The organism is Pseudomonas sp. P5_152 (genome assembly GCF_033989915.1).
In the GTDB taxonomy this organism is placed as follows: Bacteria; Pseudomonadota; Gammaproteobacteria; order Pseudomonadales; family Pseudomonadaceae; genus Aquipseudomonas.
Window position 1 is genome coordinate 70,570 of the sequence record NZ_JASFAH010000002.1, and the last position, 13,261, is coordinate 83,830.

Annotated in this window: 11 protein-coding genes; 8 read left to right on the forward strand and 3 right to left on the reverse strand. The window is 62.3% G+C overall.

Going from position 1 to position 13,261, the window contains the following annotated elements:
* Nucleotides 1-206: 206 nt before the first annotated feature.
* Entirely contained in the window at nucleotides 207-2,723 is a 2,517-nt protein-coding gene (locus QMK50_RS00275) for a UvrD-helicase domain-containing protein (protein WP_320332153.1), read from the forward strand.
* Here the strand turns inward: QMK50_RS00275 and QMK50_RS00280 are convergent.
* Entirely contained in the window at nucleotides 2,714-2,989 is a 276-nt protein-coding gene (locus QMK50_RS00280; RefSeq protein WP_320332154.1) for a DUF1652 domain-containing protein, read from the reverse strand. The genes QMK50_RS00275 and QMK50_RS00280 overlap by 10 nt on opposite strands.
* Before the next feature lie 244 nt (nucleotides 2,990-3,233).
* Here QMK50_RS00280 and QMK50_RS00285 point away from each other — a divergent pair, with 244 nt between their 5' ends.
* From QMK50_RS00285 to QMK50_RS00305, 5 genes are all read left to right on the forward strand, one after another.
* Nucleotides 3,234-4,049 (forward strand): helix-turn-helix domain-containing protein, encoded by an 816-nt coding sequence (locus QMK50_RS00285; RefSeq protein WP_095170239.1) that lies wholly within the window; start codon nucleotides 3,234-3,236, stop codon nucleotides 4,047-4,049.
* Between the two features lie 50 nt (nucleotides 4,050-4,099).
* Nucleotides 4,100-5,506: an FAD-dependent oxidoreductase gene (locus QMK50_RS00290; protein WP_320332155.1), complete on the forward strand. Its 1,407-nt coding sequence runs from the start codon at nucleotides 4,100-4,102 to the stop codon at nucleotides 5,504-5,506.
* Between the two features lie 29 nt (nucleotides 5,507-5,535).
* Nucleotides 5,536-5,877, forward strand: coding sequence for a cupin domain-containing protein (locus tag QMK50_RS00295; RefSeq protein WP_095170241.1), 342 nt, complete (start codon nucleotides 5,536-5,538; stop codon nucleotides 5,875-5,877).
* Nucleotides 5,878-5,930: 53 nt separating this feature from the next.
* On the forward strand, nucleotides 5,931-7,025 hold the full coding sequence (locus tag QMK50_RS00300; RefSeq protein ID WP_320332156.1) for a polyamine ABC transporter substrate-binding protein: 1,095 nt from the start codon (nucleotides 5,931-5,933) through the stop codon (nucleotides 7,023-7,025).
* Nucleotides 7,026-7,170: 145 nt separating this feature from the next.
* Complete coding sequence (locus tag QMK50_RS00305; protein ID WP_320332157.1) at nucleotides 7,171-8,277, forward strand: P1 family peptidase; 1,107 nt, start codon at nucleotides 7,171-7,173, stop codon at nucleotides 8,275-8,277.
* A 4-nt stretch (nucleotides 8,278-8,281) separates the two neighbouring features.
* On the opposite strand, the gene QMK50_RS00310 is transcribed toward QMK50_RS00305, so the two are convergent.
* A complete protein-coding gene (locus tag QMK50_RS00310; RefSeq protein ID WP_095170244.1) occupies nucleotides 8,282-8,506 on the reverse strand; it encodes a YgdI/YgdR family lipoprotein in 225 nt (74 codons plus the stop codon).
* Between the two features lie 251 nt (nucleotides 8,507-8,757).
* On the opposite strand from QMK50_RS00310, the gene QMK50_RS00315 reads away from it, so the two are divergent.
* Nucleotides 8,758-10,410 (forward strand): VRR-NUC domain-containing protein, encoded by a 1,653-nt coding sequence (locus QMK50_RS00315; RefSeq protein ID WP_320332158.1) that lies wholly within the window; start codon nucleotides 8,758-8,760, stop codon nucleotides 10,408-10,410.
* Entirely contained in the window at nucleotides 10,407-12,671 is a 2,265-nt protein-coding gene (locus QMK50_RS00320; protein WP_320332159.1) for an ATP-dependent DNA helicase, read from the forward strand. The genes QMK50_RS00315 and QMK50_RS00320 overlap by 4 nt, the downstream gene beginning before the upstream one ends.
* An 11-nt stretch (nucleotides 12,672-12,682) precedes the next feature.
* On the opposite strand, the gene QMK50_RS00325 is transcribed toward QMK50_RS00320, so the two are convergent.
* Nucleotides 12,683-13,174 (reverse strand): GNAT family N-acetyltransferase, encoded by a 492-nt coding sequence (locus tag QMK50_RS00325; protein ID WP_320332160.1) that lies wholly within the window; start codon nucleotides 13,172-13,174, stop codon nucleotides 12,683-12,685.
* Between the last annotated feature and the right edge of the window lie 87 nt (nucleotides 13,175-13,261).

The window sequence follows — 13,261 nt, forward strand, 5'->3', positions numbered from 1 at the left end:
GGCGTGCATCTTCCATCAGGTATGAATCGATAAAAAGCGTAAAAACCCCTTCAAAACGATCTATAAATTAGATATTTATTTACGAGGCCTGCTTCGGCAACACCTTCACTTCATCACTTAAACCAATGATGGATAAGCATTTGACTAGAACTCCCGGGCAAATGCAGACACCATAGCCCGCAACAGCCTCACACCCTGGAGTCAGCGTGCCGCAACACACCCCCGATCTGCCCCCCGAGCTTTTGCCCCTGGCCGAGATGCCCTTGTTCAAGCGCCTGGCCGCGCGTTTCTTTGGCCATGGCCTGACCCGTTTGCGCGCCCAGCATCGGGCTTCCTGGCTGCACGGCCAGGCCGACGGTTTTCGCAGCGGACATACCGCCGGGGTGGATTACGGTTATCAGGAAGGCAGGGCCGAAGGGTTGGAGGAAGGGCGCCAGGTCCTGCTGATTCGCGATAGCCGCTGCACCGAGCACCCGGCACCACGGGTCGACGAGCACTTGTTCGACGACTGGCGACTGCCCCTGAGTGCTGACCTGAAGAAGCGCGTCAAGGCTGATGTCGCGCGCCTGCTGCCGGGGGCAGCGCAACCCAGCGCCGCGCAGTGGAAGATGATCTTCAGCGATACGCCGTCTACCTCGGTGATTGCCGGGGCGGGCGCCGGGAAGTCGACCACCCTGGCGTTGCGCATCGTATTGCTGACCCAGTACCTGGGCTTTGAACTGGACTCCCTGACCGTGGTGACCTTCACCCGGGAGTCGCGCAAGGACTTCATCAACAAGCTGATTGCTCTCTACGCCTTGTGGGGCCGGGCGCTGTCGCCAAAGGACGCGCGCGACCTGGTGCGCACTTTCCATTCGCGGATTTTGCCGATGGTCCGCAGCCTGCCTGGCTTCGAGCGCCTGCAAGCCTTCGAGAACCTTAGCGAGCGGACACTGCTGGATGACACGCAGGTCGACAGCAACCCCTTCGACCTGCGGATCAACGACACTCAGCGCCAACAGCTCAACGCCTGTTTTCACCGATTGTTTACCGACAACCTGCGTTTTCGCGAGTTGATCACGCCATTGTCGCGGCACGCCTTGCAACTCAAGGAACTGGAACGCGACCACCCGGATGTACAAAAACGCATGGCAGTGACGGAGCTGGCGGCCAAGCGCGACGAAGAGCTGTGCGATGTCGTCGAGGACCTGTGGTTGCGTGCCGGCGCCTGGCCGATCAAGGGCATCGAGCCTAGCCGGCAGACGTTCGAGATCAATGGCGCGACCTTTCATTGCCACGGTTACATCCCGAGCCTGGACGCCTGGGTGGTGCTGGGCTTCGACCCCCAGGAAAATCCCCAGGTAAGCCGCCCCAACGCCAAGCTCACGGTGCGCGCAGAATGGGCAGTAAAGCGCACCCTGTTTCAAGCTTTCTGTCGTAAGCCTTTGATTTGGCTAGATAGTTATCAATCGTCAAAACGGGTCTTGGCGACGCTGGCAGGGGATGCCAGCGCCGGTCCCGGGTTCGACTACAAGGTCAAGGGCGAGCTGGCCAGCGCGCCGTTGCTCGACTGTTTTGTCGGTGCCGCCAGCTTTATCGAGAACCTCGGCCTCGACGTGCCCACCGCCGTGGGCCAGATGTCCTTTGCCAAGGATGATCCAGACCGGTTTTTCTTTGAGGCATTGAGTCTGTTCTGGCGCACGTTCGAGGATCATCTACTGGACCAGAAGCCACCAGTGATGACCTACAACCGGATGTTCGCCTTGTTCAGCGAGCACTCGCCGGAAAACCTCAGGCTGCTCAGCGATGAACTGCTGCGACCGATGTCGCACCTGATGATCGACGAATTCCAGGACGTATCGCCGCAGATCGTCTCCTGGTTGCGGGCAACTCTTCGCGAAATCCGTCGCCGCGGGCCGGCCATGCATGTCGGCCGTGGGGCCCAGCGTTCTTCACTGCTGTGCGTGGGTGATGACTGGCAATCGATCTACGGCTGGCGTGGCAGTTCGCCCAAGTATTTCATGGAGTTCAACCAGCAGTTCTCGTCACCCAGCACCACCCGGGTAATGCTCAGTGACAACTACCGTAGCCACCAGTACATCATTGATGCGGCCGAACATATCGTGCGTGCCGCCCCGGCGATCCCAGGCAAGAAGGCCAAGGCGTGCGGGCAGGCGACATCTTTGTTGCCGGTGCAGATCCATGAGCGGGACGAGGCTGCGCTGGGCAAACGCCTGACGGAGCACTACCAGAAGGGTGATTCAATCTTAATGTTGTATCGAAAAAGCAGCGATAAGTTATTGATAGAGCAGCATATTTCATCTGTAGTTAATGTTGATTCTAGCTTGCCGTACGAGGCCAGACGCCTCAAGCAGTTGACCTATCACAGTGCCAAGGGGCTCCAGGCGGACGCGGTGTTCCTGCTGGGGGACTGCCAGCACCTGACCAGTTCGCCCTACAAGAATCAGGTCTATCGGATGGCGGGACTGGGCAAGGACGCAGATGCCGATCCGTACGACAGCGCGCAGAAAGACGAAATCCTGCGCTTGGCGTATGTCGGCATCACCCGTGCGGTCAGTCATTGCTATTGGTACGTCGATGCCCAGGAAGGCCCGATGGTGAACATGCCGCGGGCCTCCGACCGGATCGCCGCCAAGCCGTTTTTCGCCGATCACCGTACAGGTGGTGGGAGCGAGCCCGCTCCCACAGATTTCAAAGCCATCGGGTTGGGGGCTCAGGCGTAACTCTTGAGCGCCTGGGAGGGGATGAAGGCTTCGAGTTCATCCTCCACGGCTTCGATGATGCGCTCCACATCTGCCGCGTTCATCACCGTCGCGCAGGGAATCCCGGCAATGGCCAGCAGCGTCTCGCCGCTGACGCGGTCGAACAGCCGGGCAATCATGCTCCCCGGGGCATCCATGTTGGCCTCGAAGCCCACGGGATGAAAATGCCAGCGCATCAACTGGCAGGCGTTGGGGAAGGTGACCTTAGTCTGCGAAGCCTTGTTCATCTGTTGCCCACCTGGGTGATCGAGCGCTTCCGTTAGCTCATGGCAGGAGAGAGCGCCCTCTGTGGCGCCACCGGTTGAGTGAATAAAAATAGCACTCGTTCAGCCTGCAGTTACTGGGTTTTTCAGGCCATTTGGCGATTGAACGCGGTTTTTATGCGCTGGATCACGTTCCGGCGTTGCCCATTGCCATTGAAGCCCGCGGGCAAGTTCGGCAAGCTCGGTGCTTTATGTCGTCGAGTGCCCTATGCCTGCCCCAGAAGATGGCCCGTTGTTGACCCAGGCTACCGGCGAAACCGTGCTGCGTTATCACCTGTGCTGGAAGCACCGCGACCTCGACGGCGTGATGGCGCTGTATCACCCGGACATCCAGTACCACGACTTTTTCCAGAACCGGGTCCTGGGCTTGAGTGAGCTGCGTGAATACGTGCGCAGCAGCATGCCCCGTGATCCCGAGGAGGCGCTGGAGCATTCGGACCGCATCCGCCTGGATGGCGATACCGCGTTCATCCAATACCGCATGACCCTGCGCGGTGGCGAAGGGCTGGTGTCGTTTCGCTCAAGCGAGGCCATCACCGTGCGTGACGGGCTGATCTGGCGCGTCAACGAATACGCGTCCCTGGTCCACGAACCGCGCGACAGCCAGACACCAGGTGCGCCGCGTCCGGCAGCCAGCCGGCTGGGGCTGTCACCCCGCCAGTTGAGTTTCATGGCCCAGGACCTGCAGCAGTACTTCGAGCGCCAGCAAGCCTATCTCGATCCGCAACTGGATCTGCAACGGGTCGCCGAGGAGTGCGGTTACAGCCGCAACCAGATTTCCTACCTGCTCAACCAGGTCCTGGGGCAAAGCTTCTACCGCTACGTCAACCAGGCGCGCTTGCAGCACCTGCTGGCGGCACTGGACCGCGCCACGCCCCCGGTGCGCATCGACGAACTGGCCTTCGCCGCCGGGTTCAACTCGTTGTCGGCGTTCTATAGCTGTTTTCGCCAGCACACCGGGTTGTCGCCCAAGGCCTACGTCAAACAGATTTCTTTGCGTGCACGCGCGCAAGACAAGCCCTGAGCCAACCCACTAGGATCGACGCCATCGAAACTTGAATGGCGGAGACTTGCATGCCGGCGTGGCGCACGATCAGTTTGTGGATGGACCAGCTCGAGGAGTCGCTGTTGCCGAGGCCTGCCCTTGAGCACGACCTGGATGTCGATGTGGTGATCATCGGCGCCGGGTACACCGGTCTCTGGACCGCGTACTACCTCAAGCGCCAGGCCCCGGAGCTGAGCATTGCCATTGTCGAGGCGCAAACTGCCGGTTTTGGCGCGTCGGGCCGCAATGGCGGCTGGCTGATGGGTAACCTGCTGGGCGAAGACCGCCTGCTAGCCGGCTTGTCCGCCGAACAACGGCGGGCCTCCTTCGACTTGCTGCACAGCATTCCCGATGAAGTGGCGATCGTCATCGAACGGGAAGGCATCGACTGCGATTACCGCAAAGGCGGGGTGCTGTATTGCGCCGCTCGTTACCCCGAACAGGAGCACAGCCTGCGCCAGTATCTGGACGGGCTCTATGCCCAGGGCCTGAATCAGTCCGACTATCGTTGGCTGACCCCCGAGCAGCTCAACCAGCAGATCCGGGTTGCCAAGCCCTATGGCGGCATCTATGCGCCGCACTGCGCGACGATCCAGCCGGCCAAGCTGGTGCGGGGCCTGGCACGAACCGTGGAGCGCATGGGGGTGAAGATCTTCGAAAACAGCCCAGTGACTGCCTGGCAATCGGGCAGCGTGCGCACCGCCAAGGCCAGCGTGCGTGCGCGTTGGGTGGTGCCGGCGGTGGAGGGTTATGCCGTGACGCTGGCCCCGCTGGGTCGTTATCAATTGCCGGTGCAGAGCCTGCTGGTCGCCACCGAGCCGTTGTCCGCAGCGACCTGGGACGAAATCGGCCTGAGCCGCGGCCAAGCCTTCAGCGAAAGCAGCCGCCAAGTCACCTATGGCCAGCGTACAGCCGACAATCGCCTGGTGTTCGGCGCCCGTGGCGGCTACCAGTTCGCCGGTCAGCTGCGGCACAACTTCGACCTGACCAGCAGTGAGGTGGAGCTGCGGCGCTACCTGTTCGGTGAATTGTTCCCGCAGCTCAAGAACGTACAGATCACCCATTCCTGGGGCGGCAACCTCGGCATGTCGCGCAACTTCAAGCCGCACATGCTGTGCGACGTGCGCAGCGGCATTGCCCTGGCGGGTGGTTATGGCGGTGAAGGCGTCGGCGCCAGCAACCTCGGCGGCCGGACCCTGGCCGACCTGATCCTGCAGCGCGACAGCCAGTTGGTGCGCCAGCCCTGGGTCGTCCCCCAAGGCGGCCTCGACGCGTTGCGCGCCTGGGAGCCGGAGCCGCTGCGCTGGCTGGGCTACAACGCGATCATCCGCAGCTTCATCCACGAAGACCGCACCCTGGCCGACCTGCACAGCGCGCCCTGGCGCCGCAAGCTTGCCACGCAGGTGGCGGGGTTCATGGAAGGCTTGATGCACTAAACGCGCTTCACTCACCCACAGGTATCGACATGAGCATTACCCAGTTCAAGAACACCCATCATGTGCCGCTGCAGGAATCCGCCCCGGTCGCCGTTCCGCTCGGTACGCCGGTGGCGGTCACCTCGACCACCAGCGTGGAGCGCAGCGACGGCGTCGAAACCGGGATCTGGGAGTGCACCCCGGGTCGCTGGCGGCGGCAGATCGTCGCGCAAGAGTTCTGTCACTTCGTCCAGGGCCGCTGCACCTTCACCCCGGATAACGGCGAGCCCCTGCAGATAGAAGCCGGCGATGCCCTGATGCTGCCCGCCAACAGCACCGGGATCTGGGACATCGAGGAAACGGTGCGCAAGACCTACGTATTGATTTTTTGATCCTCTGATCAACCGAAGACCTGCCAATAAAAACGCCAAACAGGAATCGAATCATGATCCGCTTACCCCGTGCACCCCTGATGCTGGCCCCGCTGATGTTGGCTGCGTCCCTCAGCCAGGCCGGCGAGACCGTGAAGGTCTACAACTGGTCGGACTACATCGCGCCGGACACGATGAAAAACTTCCAGAAAGAAACCGCTATCGGTTTCAGCTATGACGTCTACGACAGCAACGAAACCCTCGACGGCAAGTTGATGACCGGCCAATCGGGGTATGACGTGGTGTTCCCCTCCAACCACTTCATGGCGCGGCAGATCGCTGGCGGGGCACTGAAGAAGCTCGACAAGAGCCAACTGCCGAACTGGCAGAACCTCAACCCGGTGTTGCTCAAGGCCCTGCAAGACAACGACCCGGGCAACGAGCACGGCTTTCCCTACCTGTGGGGCAGTACCGGGATCGGCTATAACATCGCCAAGGTCAAGGCGGTGCTGGGGGACAACGCCCCCGTGGATTCCTGGGACCTGATCTTCAAGCCCGAATACATGGAGAAGCTGCAGAAGTGCGGCGTGGCAATCCTCGATAACGGCCCGGAACTGCTGCCCGCGGCCTTGAACTACCTGGGCTTGCCCCACCACAGCAAGGACCCGGCGGACTACAAGAAGGCCGAAGCCCTGCTGATGAAAGTACGGCCCTACGTCAGCTATTTCCATTCCTCCAAGTACACCAGTGACCTGGCCAACGGTGATATCTGCGTCGCGGTGGGTTTCTCCGGTGACATCCTGCAGGCCGAAAGCCGGGCCAGGGAAGCCAACAACGGCGTGGACATCGGCTACGCGATTCCCAAGGAAGGCGCGGCGATCTGGTTCGACATGGTGGCCATGCCCGTCGATGCTTCCGACGAAAAACAAGGCTACGCGTTCATGAACTACCTGCTGCGCCCCGACGTCATGGCCAGCATCAGTAACCATGTGCACTACGCCAACGGTAACCAGCAGGCCGATAGCCTGATCGACCCGGCTATCAGGAACGACACCAAGGTCTACCCGAGCCCGGAAATGATGGGCAAATTGTTCGCCCTGCAAGCCATGCCCCTGAACATCGACCGGATTCGGACCCGGCTGTGGAACAAGATTCGCACCGGGAGTTGATCGGCAATATCCGGTAGGGGATTGCGCGCCTGTGCTTGCGGGGGGGCATACCCCAACGGGGTAATGGGCGCGACAGTCGGGGTTCTCTAGAGTAGCGGTCCTTCGCCGGCGTGATCCGGTGCTTGAATATTGCTGAGGAGAGGACATGCGTGCACGTGAATTGGGCATCACCCTGGGCTTGGGCGTACCGGGACCGTTGAATGCCATTACCGATGTCCCGGGAGTTCGGGTCGGACACAGTACGTTGCGCGAACAGGTCAACGGCAAGCAGGTCAGGACCGGCGTCACGCTGATCCAGCCGCGGGCCGGTCATGCGCGGCAGCAGCCGTGTTTCGCCGGTTGCCATGTGCTCAACGGCAATGGGGATGCCACGGGGCTGGAATGGATTCGTGAAGCCGGGCTGCTGGCAACCCCGATTGCCATCACCAACACCCACAGCGTCGGCGTTGTGCGTGACGCCCTGGTGGCGCTGGAGCGCGACAGCCTCGCGGACCCTGCGACCTACTGGTGCATGCCAGTGGTGATGGAGACCTACGACGGCGTGCTCAACGACATCTGGGGCCAACACGTAGGCCCGCGACACGTGGCAGAAGCGGCCGCCAATGCCAGTGCCGGCCCCGTGGCGGAGGGCGCGGTCGGCGGTGGCACCGGGATGATCTGCCATGAGTTCAAAGGTGGAATCGGCACCGCGTCGCGCCAGGTAGCAGCCGGGCAGGGTGGCTACACCGTCGGCGCGCTGGTCCAGGCCAACCATGGCAAACGCCGCGAACTGCGGATCGACGGCTACCCAGTCGGCCGCCAACTGGTGCCAAGCCCATCGCCCTTCGAACACCAGGGCACGCCTGGCATGGGCTCGATCGTGGTGGTCCTTGCGACCGATGCGCCCCTGCTGCCGCACCAGTGCCAACGCCTGGCCCAGCGCGCCTCGATCGGCATCGCCCGCACCGGCGGCGGCACCGAAGACTCCAGCGGGGACATCTTCCTGGCGTTCGCTACCGGCAACCAGGACCTGCCGCCTGCGGACTACGGGCGCAAGGACCTGCCATTGAGCACCCCCCTGAAAATGCTCAACAACGATTACCTCTCGGCCCTGTTCAGCGCAGCGGCCGAAGCGGTGGAGGAGGCGATCATCAATGCGTTGCTCGCAGGCGAGGATATGTGCAGCGACGATGGCCGCCGCGTGGATGGGCTCAAGCCCGAGTTGCTGTTGCCGGCGTTGCGTGCCTCAGGCTGGTCCAGCCCCGACCTGTAGGCGGCTACTTTTCCTTGCGGATGGTGGCGACATCATCCGCCTTGACCTTGACCGTCGCGCCAGAAATGTCCTTGAACTCGACAAAACCGTCTTCAGCGGTGGTGTCCGGCATATCTTCGGTCAGGTATTGGGTGCCGTTCTGCAGGGTCACCACCGTTGGGGTCGAGCAACCTGCCAGCGCCAGCAAGGCGACCACGGCCAGGGGCATGCACAGAGTACGGATGTTCATACTAAAACCTCTCAATCCAGAATCACTCGATCGGCCTGATGCAAGGAGCAGCGGCGCGATATCACTAGGCCCTTGGTCCCGCTTATCCCGGGAAAGTTCGCTTAGGCCCTGAAAAAGCTGGAAAAATACCACATCAGGGTAGATGGAATGGACAAAACCCGGCCATTTATCTTTTTCCATTTGCCAGCGGCGCGGCTGAACTGCTATCTGTATGCATAACCAGTATCCGCTCGCCATGGCCCTTTCTATCTGTGACCGTCAATCCGCTCGAAGATCCGTTCTACTACCTGAATAACTTTCAGCAGGTACTCGCCTGGCTGCAGCAGCGTTATGCCGATGTGCTCAGCCCGCAGGAGCAGGCGTTCATTGAGTCTTTCGGCCAATTGCCGCGAGCTTCCCAGGCGCTACTGGTGCGCATGGTGATGCGCAAGGGCGAACACTTTCGCCCGGGCAAGTTGCAGTATCCGGAAATTGGCGCGACGGCGCTGGCGGTGCAGCCGTTACTGGCGCTGGGCTGGGTCGACGATCAGGCACCATTGACTCTGGATGCGTTGTTCGAGGTGCTGCTCAAGGCCGAGATCCTGGCCTGTTTCGGCACGGCCATCGACCAGCCCAAAGCGAAAAAAACCGCCTGGCTCGACGCCTTGCGTGAGGCATTCCCCCACCCGCAAACCCTGCGACAGTGGTACCCGGCCCTGGATGATCGGGTCCTGAGCCTGACCATCATGGACCTGTGCGATCGCCTGCGCTTGATGTTCTTCGGCAACCTTTACCAGGACTGGTCGGAGTTCGTGCTGGCGGACCTGGGCATCTACACCTACGAGAAGGTCGAGTTCTGCGCCGAGTCCCGGGGCTTGCGCAGCCGTGAGGACGTCGAGGCGTTTCTTTACCTGCATGGCTGCCAGCAAGCCTTCGAAGGCGGTGAGGACGTGAGCCAGGTGGTGGCTCGGATTCACGCCCTGGACAGCGCCAACCCCTGGCTGCAGAGACGCCGCGACAAACTGCTGTTCCTGCTCGGGCAACACTGCGAACGCCTGGCCGACTGGGCGGCAGCGCTGGATATCTATCGCCAGTGCCACTATCCGGGTGCCAGGGCGCGCCTGATCCGTGTGCTGGAGCGCTGCGCCGAGTATGCCCTGGCGCTGGAGTTGGCGACCCAGGCCGAGCTCGCGCCGCAAAGTGCCGCCGAGCAGCAGCAAGTGCTGCGGATGCTGCCGCGCTTGCGGCGCAAACTTGGCGGGCCGCCGGCGCCACGCCTGAAGCCGCGGGAAGTCGAGCGCCTGGACCTCAACCTGCTGCGCGTCGACCCGGCGTTGTCGGTGGAATTTCTTGTCCAGGCCCACCTGGATGACCCGGCGGCACCGGTGCATTACGTCGAAAACAGCCTGATCAACTCATTGTTCGGCTTGCTCTGCTGGCCGGCGATCTTCGCGCCACTGCCCGGGGCGTTCTTCCACCCGTTCCAGCGCGGGCCGGTGGACCTGCTGAGCGAGGATTTCCATACCCGCCGCGCTGAGTTGTTCCAGGCTTGCCTGGGCGAACTGGACGATGGCCGTTATGCCGCGACCATTCGCCAGCGTTTTCACGCCAAGGCGGGTGTGCAATCGCCCTTCGTGTTCTGGGGAGTGTTGACCGAGGAACTGCTGGAACTGGCATTGCTCTGCCTGCCGCCGGAACACCTCAAGCACTGGTTCGATCGCCTGTTGCAGGACATCAAGGCCAACCGCGCCGGCATGCCCGACCTGATTCAGTTCTGGCCGCAGCACAAGACCTACCGGATGATCGAGGTCAAGGGCCCCGGCGATCGCTTGCAGGATAACCAGGTGCGCTGGCTGGAGTTCTGCCATGCCCATCAGATGCCCATCGCCGTGTGCTACGTGCAGTGGGCGTTACCTTGCGAGTGAGCTACAGCATCGCGGTGCGTGCCCTGTGTGAGTTCACCGCCAAGTGCGGTGACCTCGACCTGCGCTTCACCCCATCGCCCACGGCGCTGGAGGGCATTGTCGGGCATCGCACCGTGGCCTCGCGGCGCAGTCCGGGCTACCAGAACGAAGTGGCGGTGCAAGGCCAATACCGGCAGTTGAGCGTGCGGGGGCGGGCAGACGGTTATGACCCGGCGCAGAACCGCCTGGAAGAAATCAAGACCTACCGCGGCGACCTCGAGCGTATGCCGGCCAACCACCGGCAACTGCATTGGGCCCAGGCGAAAATCTACGGCTGGTTACTGTGCCAGCAACTGCACCTGGCCGAGATCAACCTGGCGCTGGTGTATTTCGACATCGTCAGTGAGCAGGAGACCAGCCTGGTGTCAGCCTGCAACGCGCTTGAGCTGGAGACCTTCTTCAACCAGCAGTGCGGGTTGTTCCTGGCCTGGGCCGAGCAGGAACTGGCTCATCGCGAGGCGCGCAATCAGGCCGCACAGGCCCTGCGGTTTCCCCACCCGGACTTTCGTCCCGGCCAGCGTCACCTGGCGGAATCGGTGTTCAAGGCGGTCAGCACCGGCCGCTGCCTGATGGCCCAGGCTACCACCGGCATCGGCAAGACCCTCGGCACGCTGTTCCCGATGCTCAAGGCCTTGGCGCCGCAGAAGCTCGACAAGGTGTTGTTTCTCACCGCCAAGACTCCAGGCCGCAAACTGGCGCTGGATGCCGCACAGGTACTGGTCGACAGCGCACCGGGGTTGCCCTTGCGAGTGCTGGAAATGGTCGCCCGGGACAAGGCCTGCGAGCACCTGGACAAGGCCTGCCACGGTGAGTCCTGCCCGTTGGCCAAGGGTTTTTATGACCGCTTGCCGGCAGCGCGCCAGGCAGCCAGCCAATTGACCCTGCTTGATCAGGCGGCGCTGCGCCAGATCGCCCGGGAGCACCAGGTCTGTCCTTACTACCTGAGCCAGGAAATGGCGCGCTGGGCCGACCTGGTGGTCGCCGACTACAACTACTACTTTGATTTCAGCGCGCTGCTGTTCGGTCTGGCCCAGGCCAACCAGTGGCAACTGGCGGTATTGGTGGACGAGGCCCACAACCTGGTGGAGCGCGGGCGCCAGATGTACAGCGCCAGCCTGGATCAGTTCAGCTTCAACAGCATGCGCAAGATCGCCCCCCAGGTCCTGAAGAAAAGCCTGCAGCGGGTCAACCGTGAATGGAACGCGCTGCACAAGGAGCAGACCAGCCCTTACCAGGCGTATGCCAAGGCGCCGGACAAACTGTTGCAGGCGCTGTCGCTGTGCACCGCGGCCATCGGCGACTACCTCAACGACCACCCGCAAGGACTGGACGCCGAGGTCCAGCGTTTCTACTTCGATGCGTTGCAGTTCTGCCGGGTGGCGGAGCTGTTCGACCAGCACTTCGTGTTCGACATCAGCAAGCGCCAGTCCAGCGGCCAGCGCAGCCTGGCGCTGCTGTGCCTGCGCAACGTGGTGCCGGCCGGCTTTATTCGCCCCAGGCTGACCGCGGCGCGCAGTGTGGTGATGTTCTCCGCGACCCTCAGCCCGCAGCGCTATTACCGCGACCTGCTGGGGCTGCCGCCGGCGACGGTGTGGATCGACGTCGAGTCGCCCTTTCATGCCGACCAGCTCCAGGTGCAGATCGTCAGCCAGATCTCCACTCGTTTTGTCCATCGCCAGGCCTCCCTGGCCCCCATTGTCGATCTGATGGCGCGCCAGTTCAGCGCACGCCCCGGCAACTACCTGGCGTTTTTCAGCAGCTTCGATTACCTGCAACAGGTGGCCCAATTGTTTGCCCACAGCCACCCGCACATCCAGCAATGGTCGCAGTCCCGGGGCATGGACGAAAGCAGCCGCCAGGCGTTTCTCGAACAGTTCACTGCGCAGAGCCAGGGCGTTGGTTTTGCGGTACTCGGCGGGGCATTTGGCGAGGGCATCGACTTGCCCGGGGCACGGCTGATTGGCGCCTTCATCGCCACCCTCGGGCTGGCGCAACTGAACCCGGTCAACGAGCAGTTGAAGCAGCGGATGGCGGCGATTTTCGGCGATGGTTATGACTACACCTACCTGTTTCCCGGCGTGCAAAAAGTCGTACAGGCCGCCGGCCGGGTGATTCGCACCCAGCAGGATCAAGGGTTGGTGATGTTGATCGACGATCGATTCGCCGAGCCCAAGGTCCAGCAGTTGCTGCCACGCTGGTGGTCCGTCAGCGGCCGTGCGTAAGCTCGATGCCGTCAGGGGATGCGGAACTTGAACAAGGTGCAGGGGTAACCGTCCACCGGCAACCGGTGATGGCTCAGTTCGCTTGCACACAGCGCTGGGATGACCTTGGCCCAGAACGCCTTGGCCGCGAGGTTGGCGTCCAGGTGGAAAACCTGCCAGCAGCCGGGAAACTGCTGCAGCAGGGCGTCTACCACATGGCGGCCAACGCCCTGGCCACGGTATCGACGGCTGACGAATAGATAGCTGATATTGAACGCCACCCCCGCCAGGTGTGCCGTATCGTCCACCGTGACAAAACCGGCCAATGCGCCATCCACCCGGATCAGGAAGGGCTGGGTGGCGGGCTTGCGCCAATAGTCGGGCGGCAGTTGCACAGTGAACAGGCCGCGCTCGGCGAAGGTCAGCGGCAGCCATTCACTGAAGTCATAGAGGTAGAACTGCATCAGGTTCTCGATGCAGTCCAACTCATCGCGCTGAGCGCGCAGCAGTTCGATGCCGGGCATGGGCCTTGGGTCCTAGCGAAGCGGTACCTGTGACCCTAGCGCACAATCAGCCAGGTGCTACCGCTATCGCGGGCAAGCCCGCTCCCA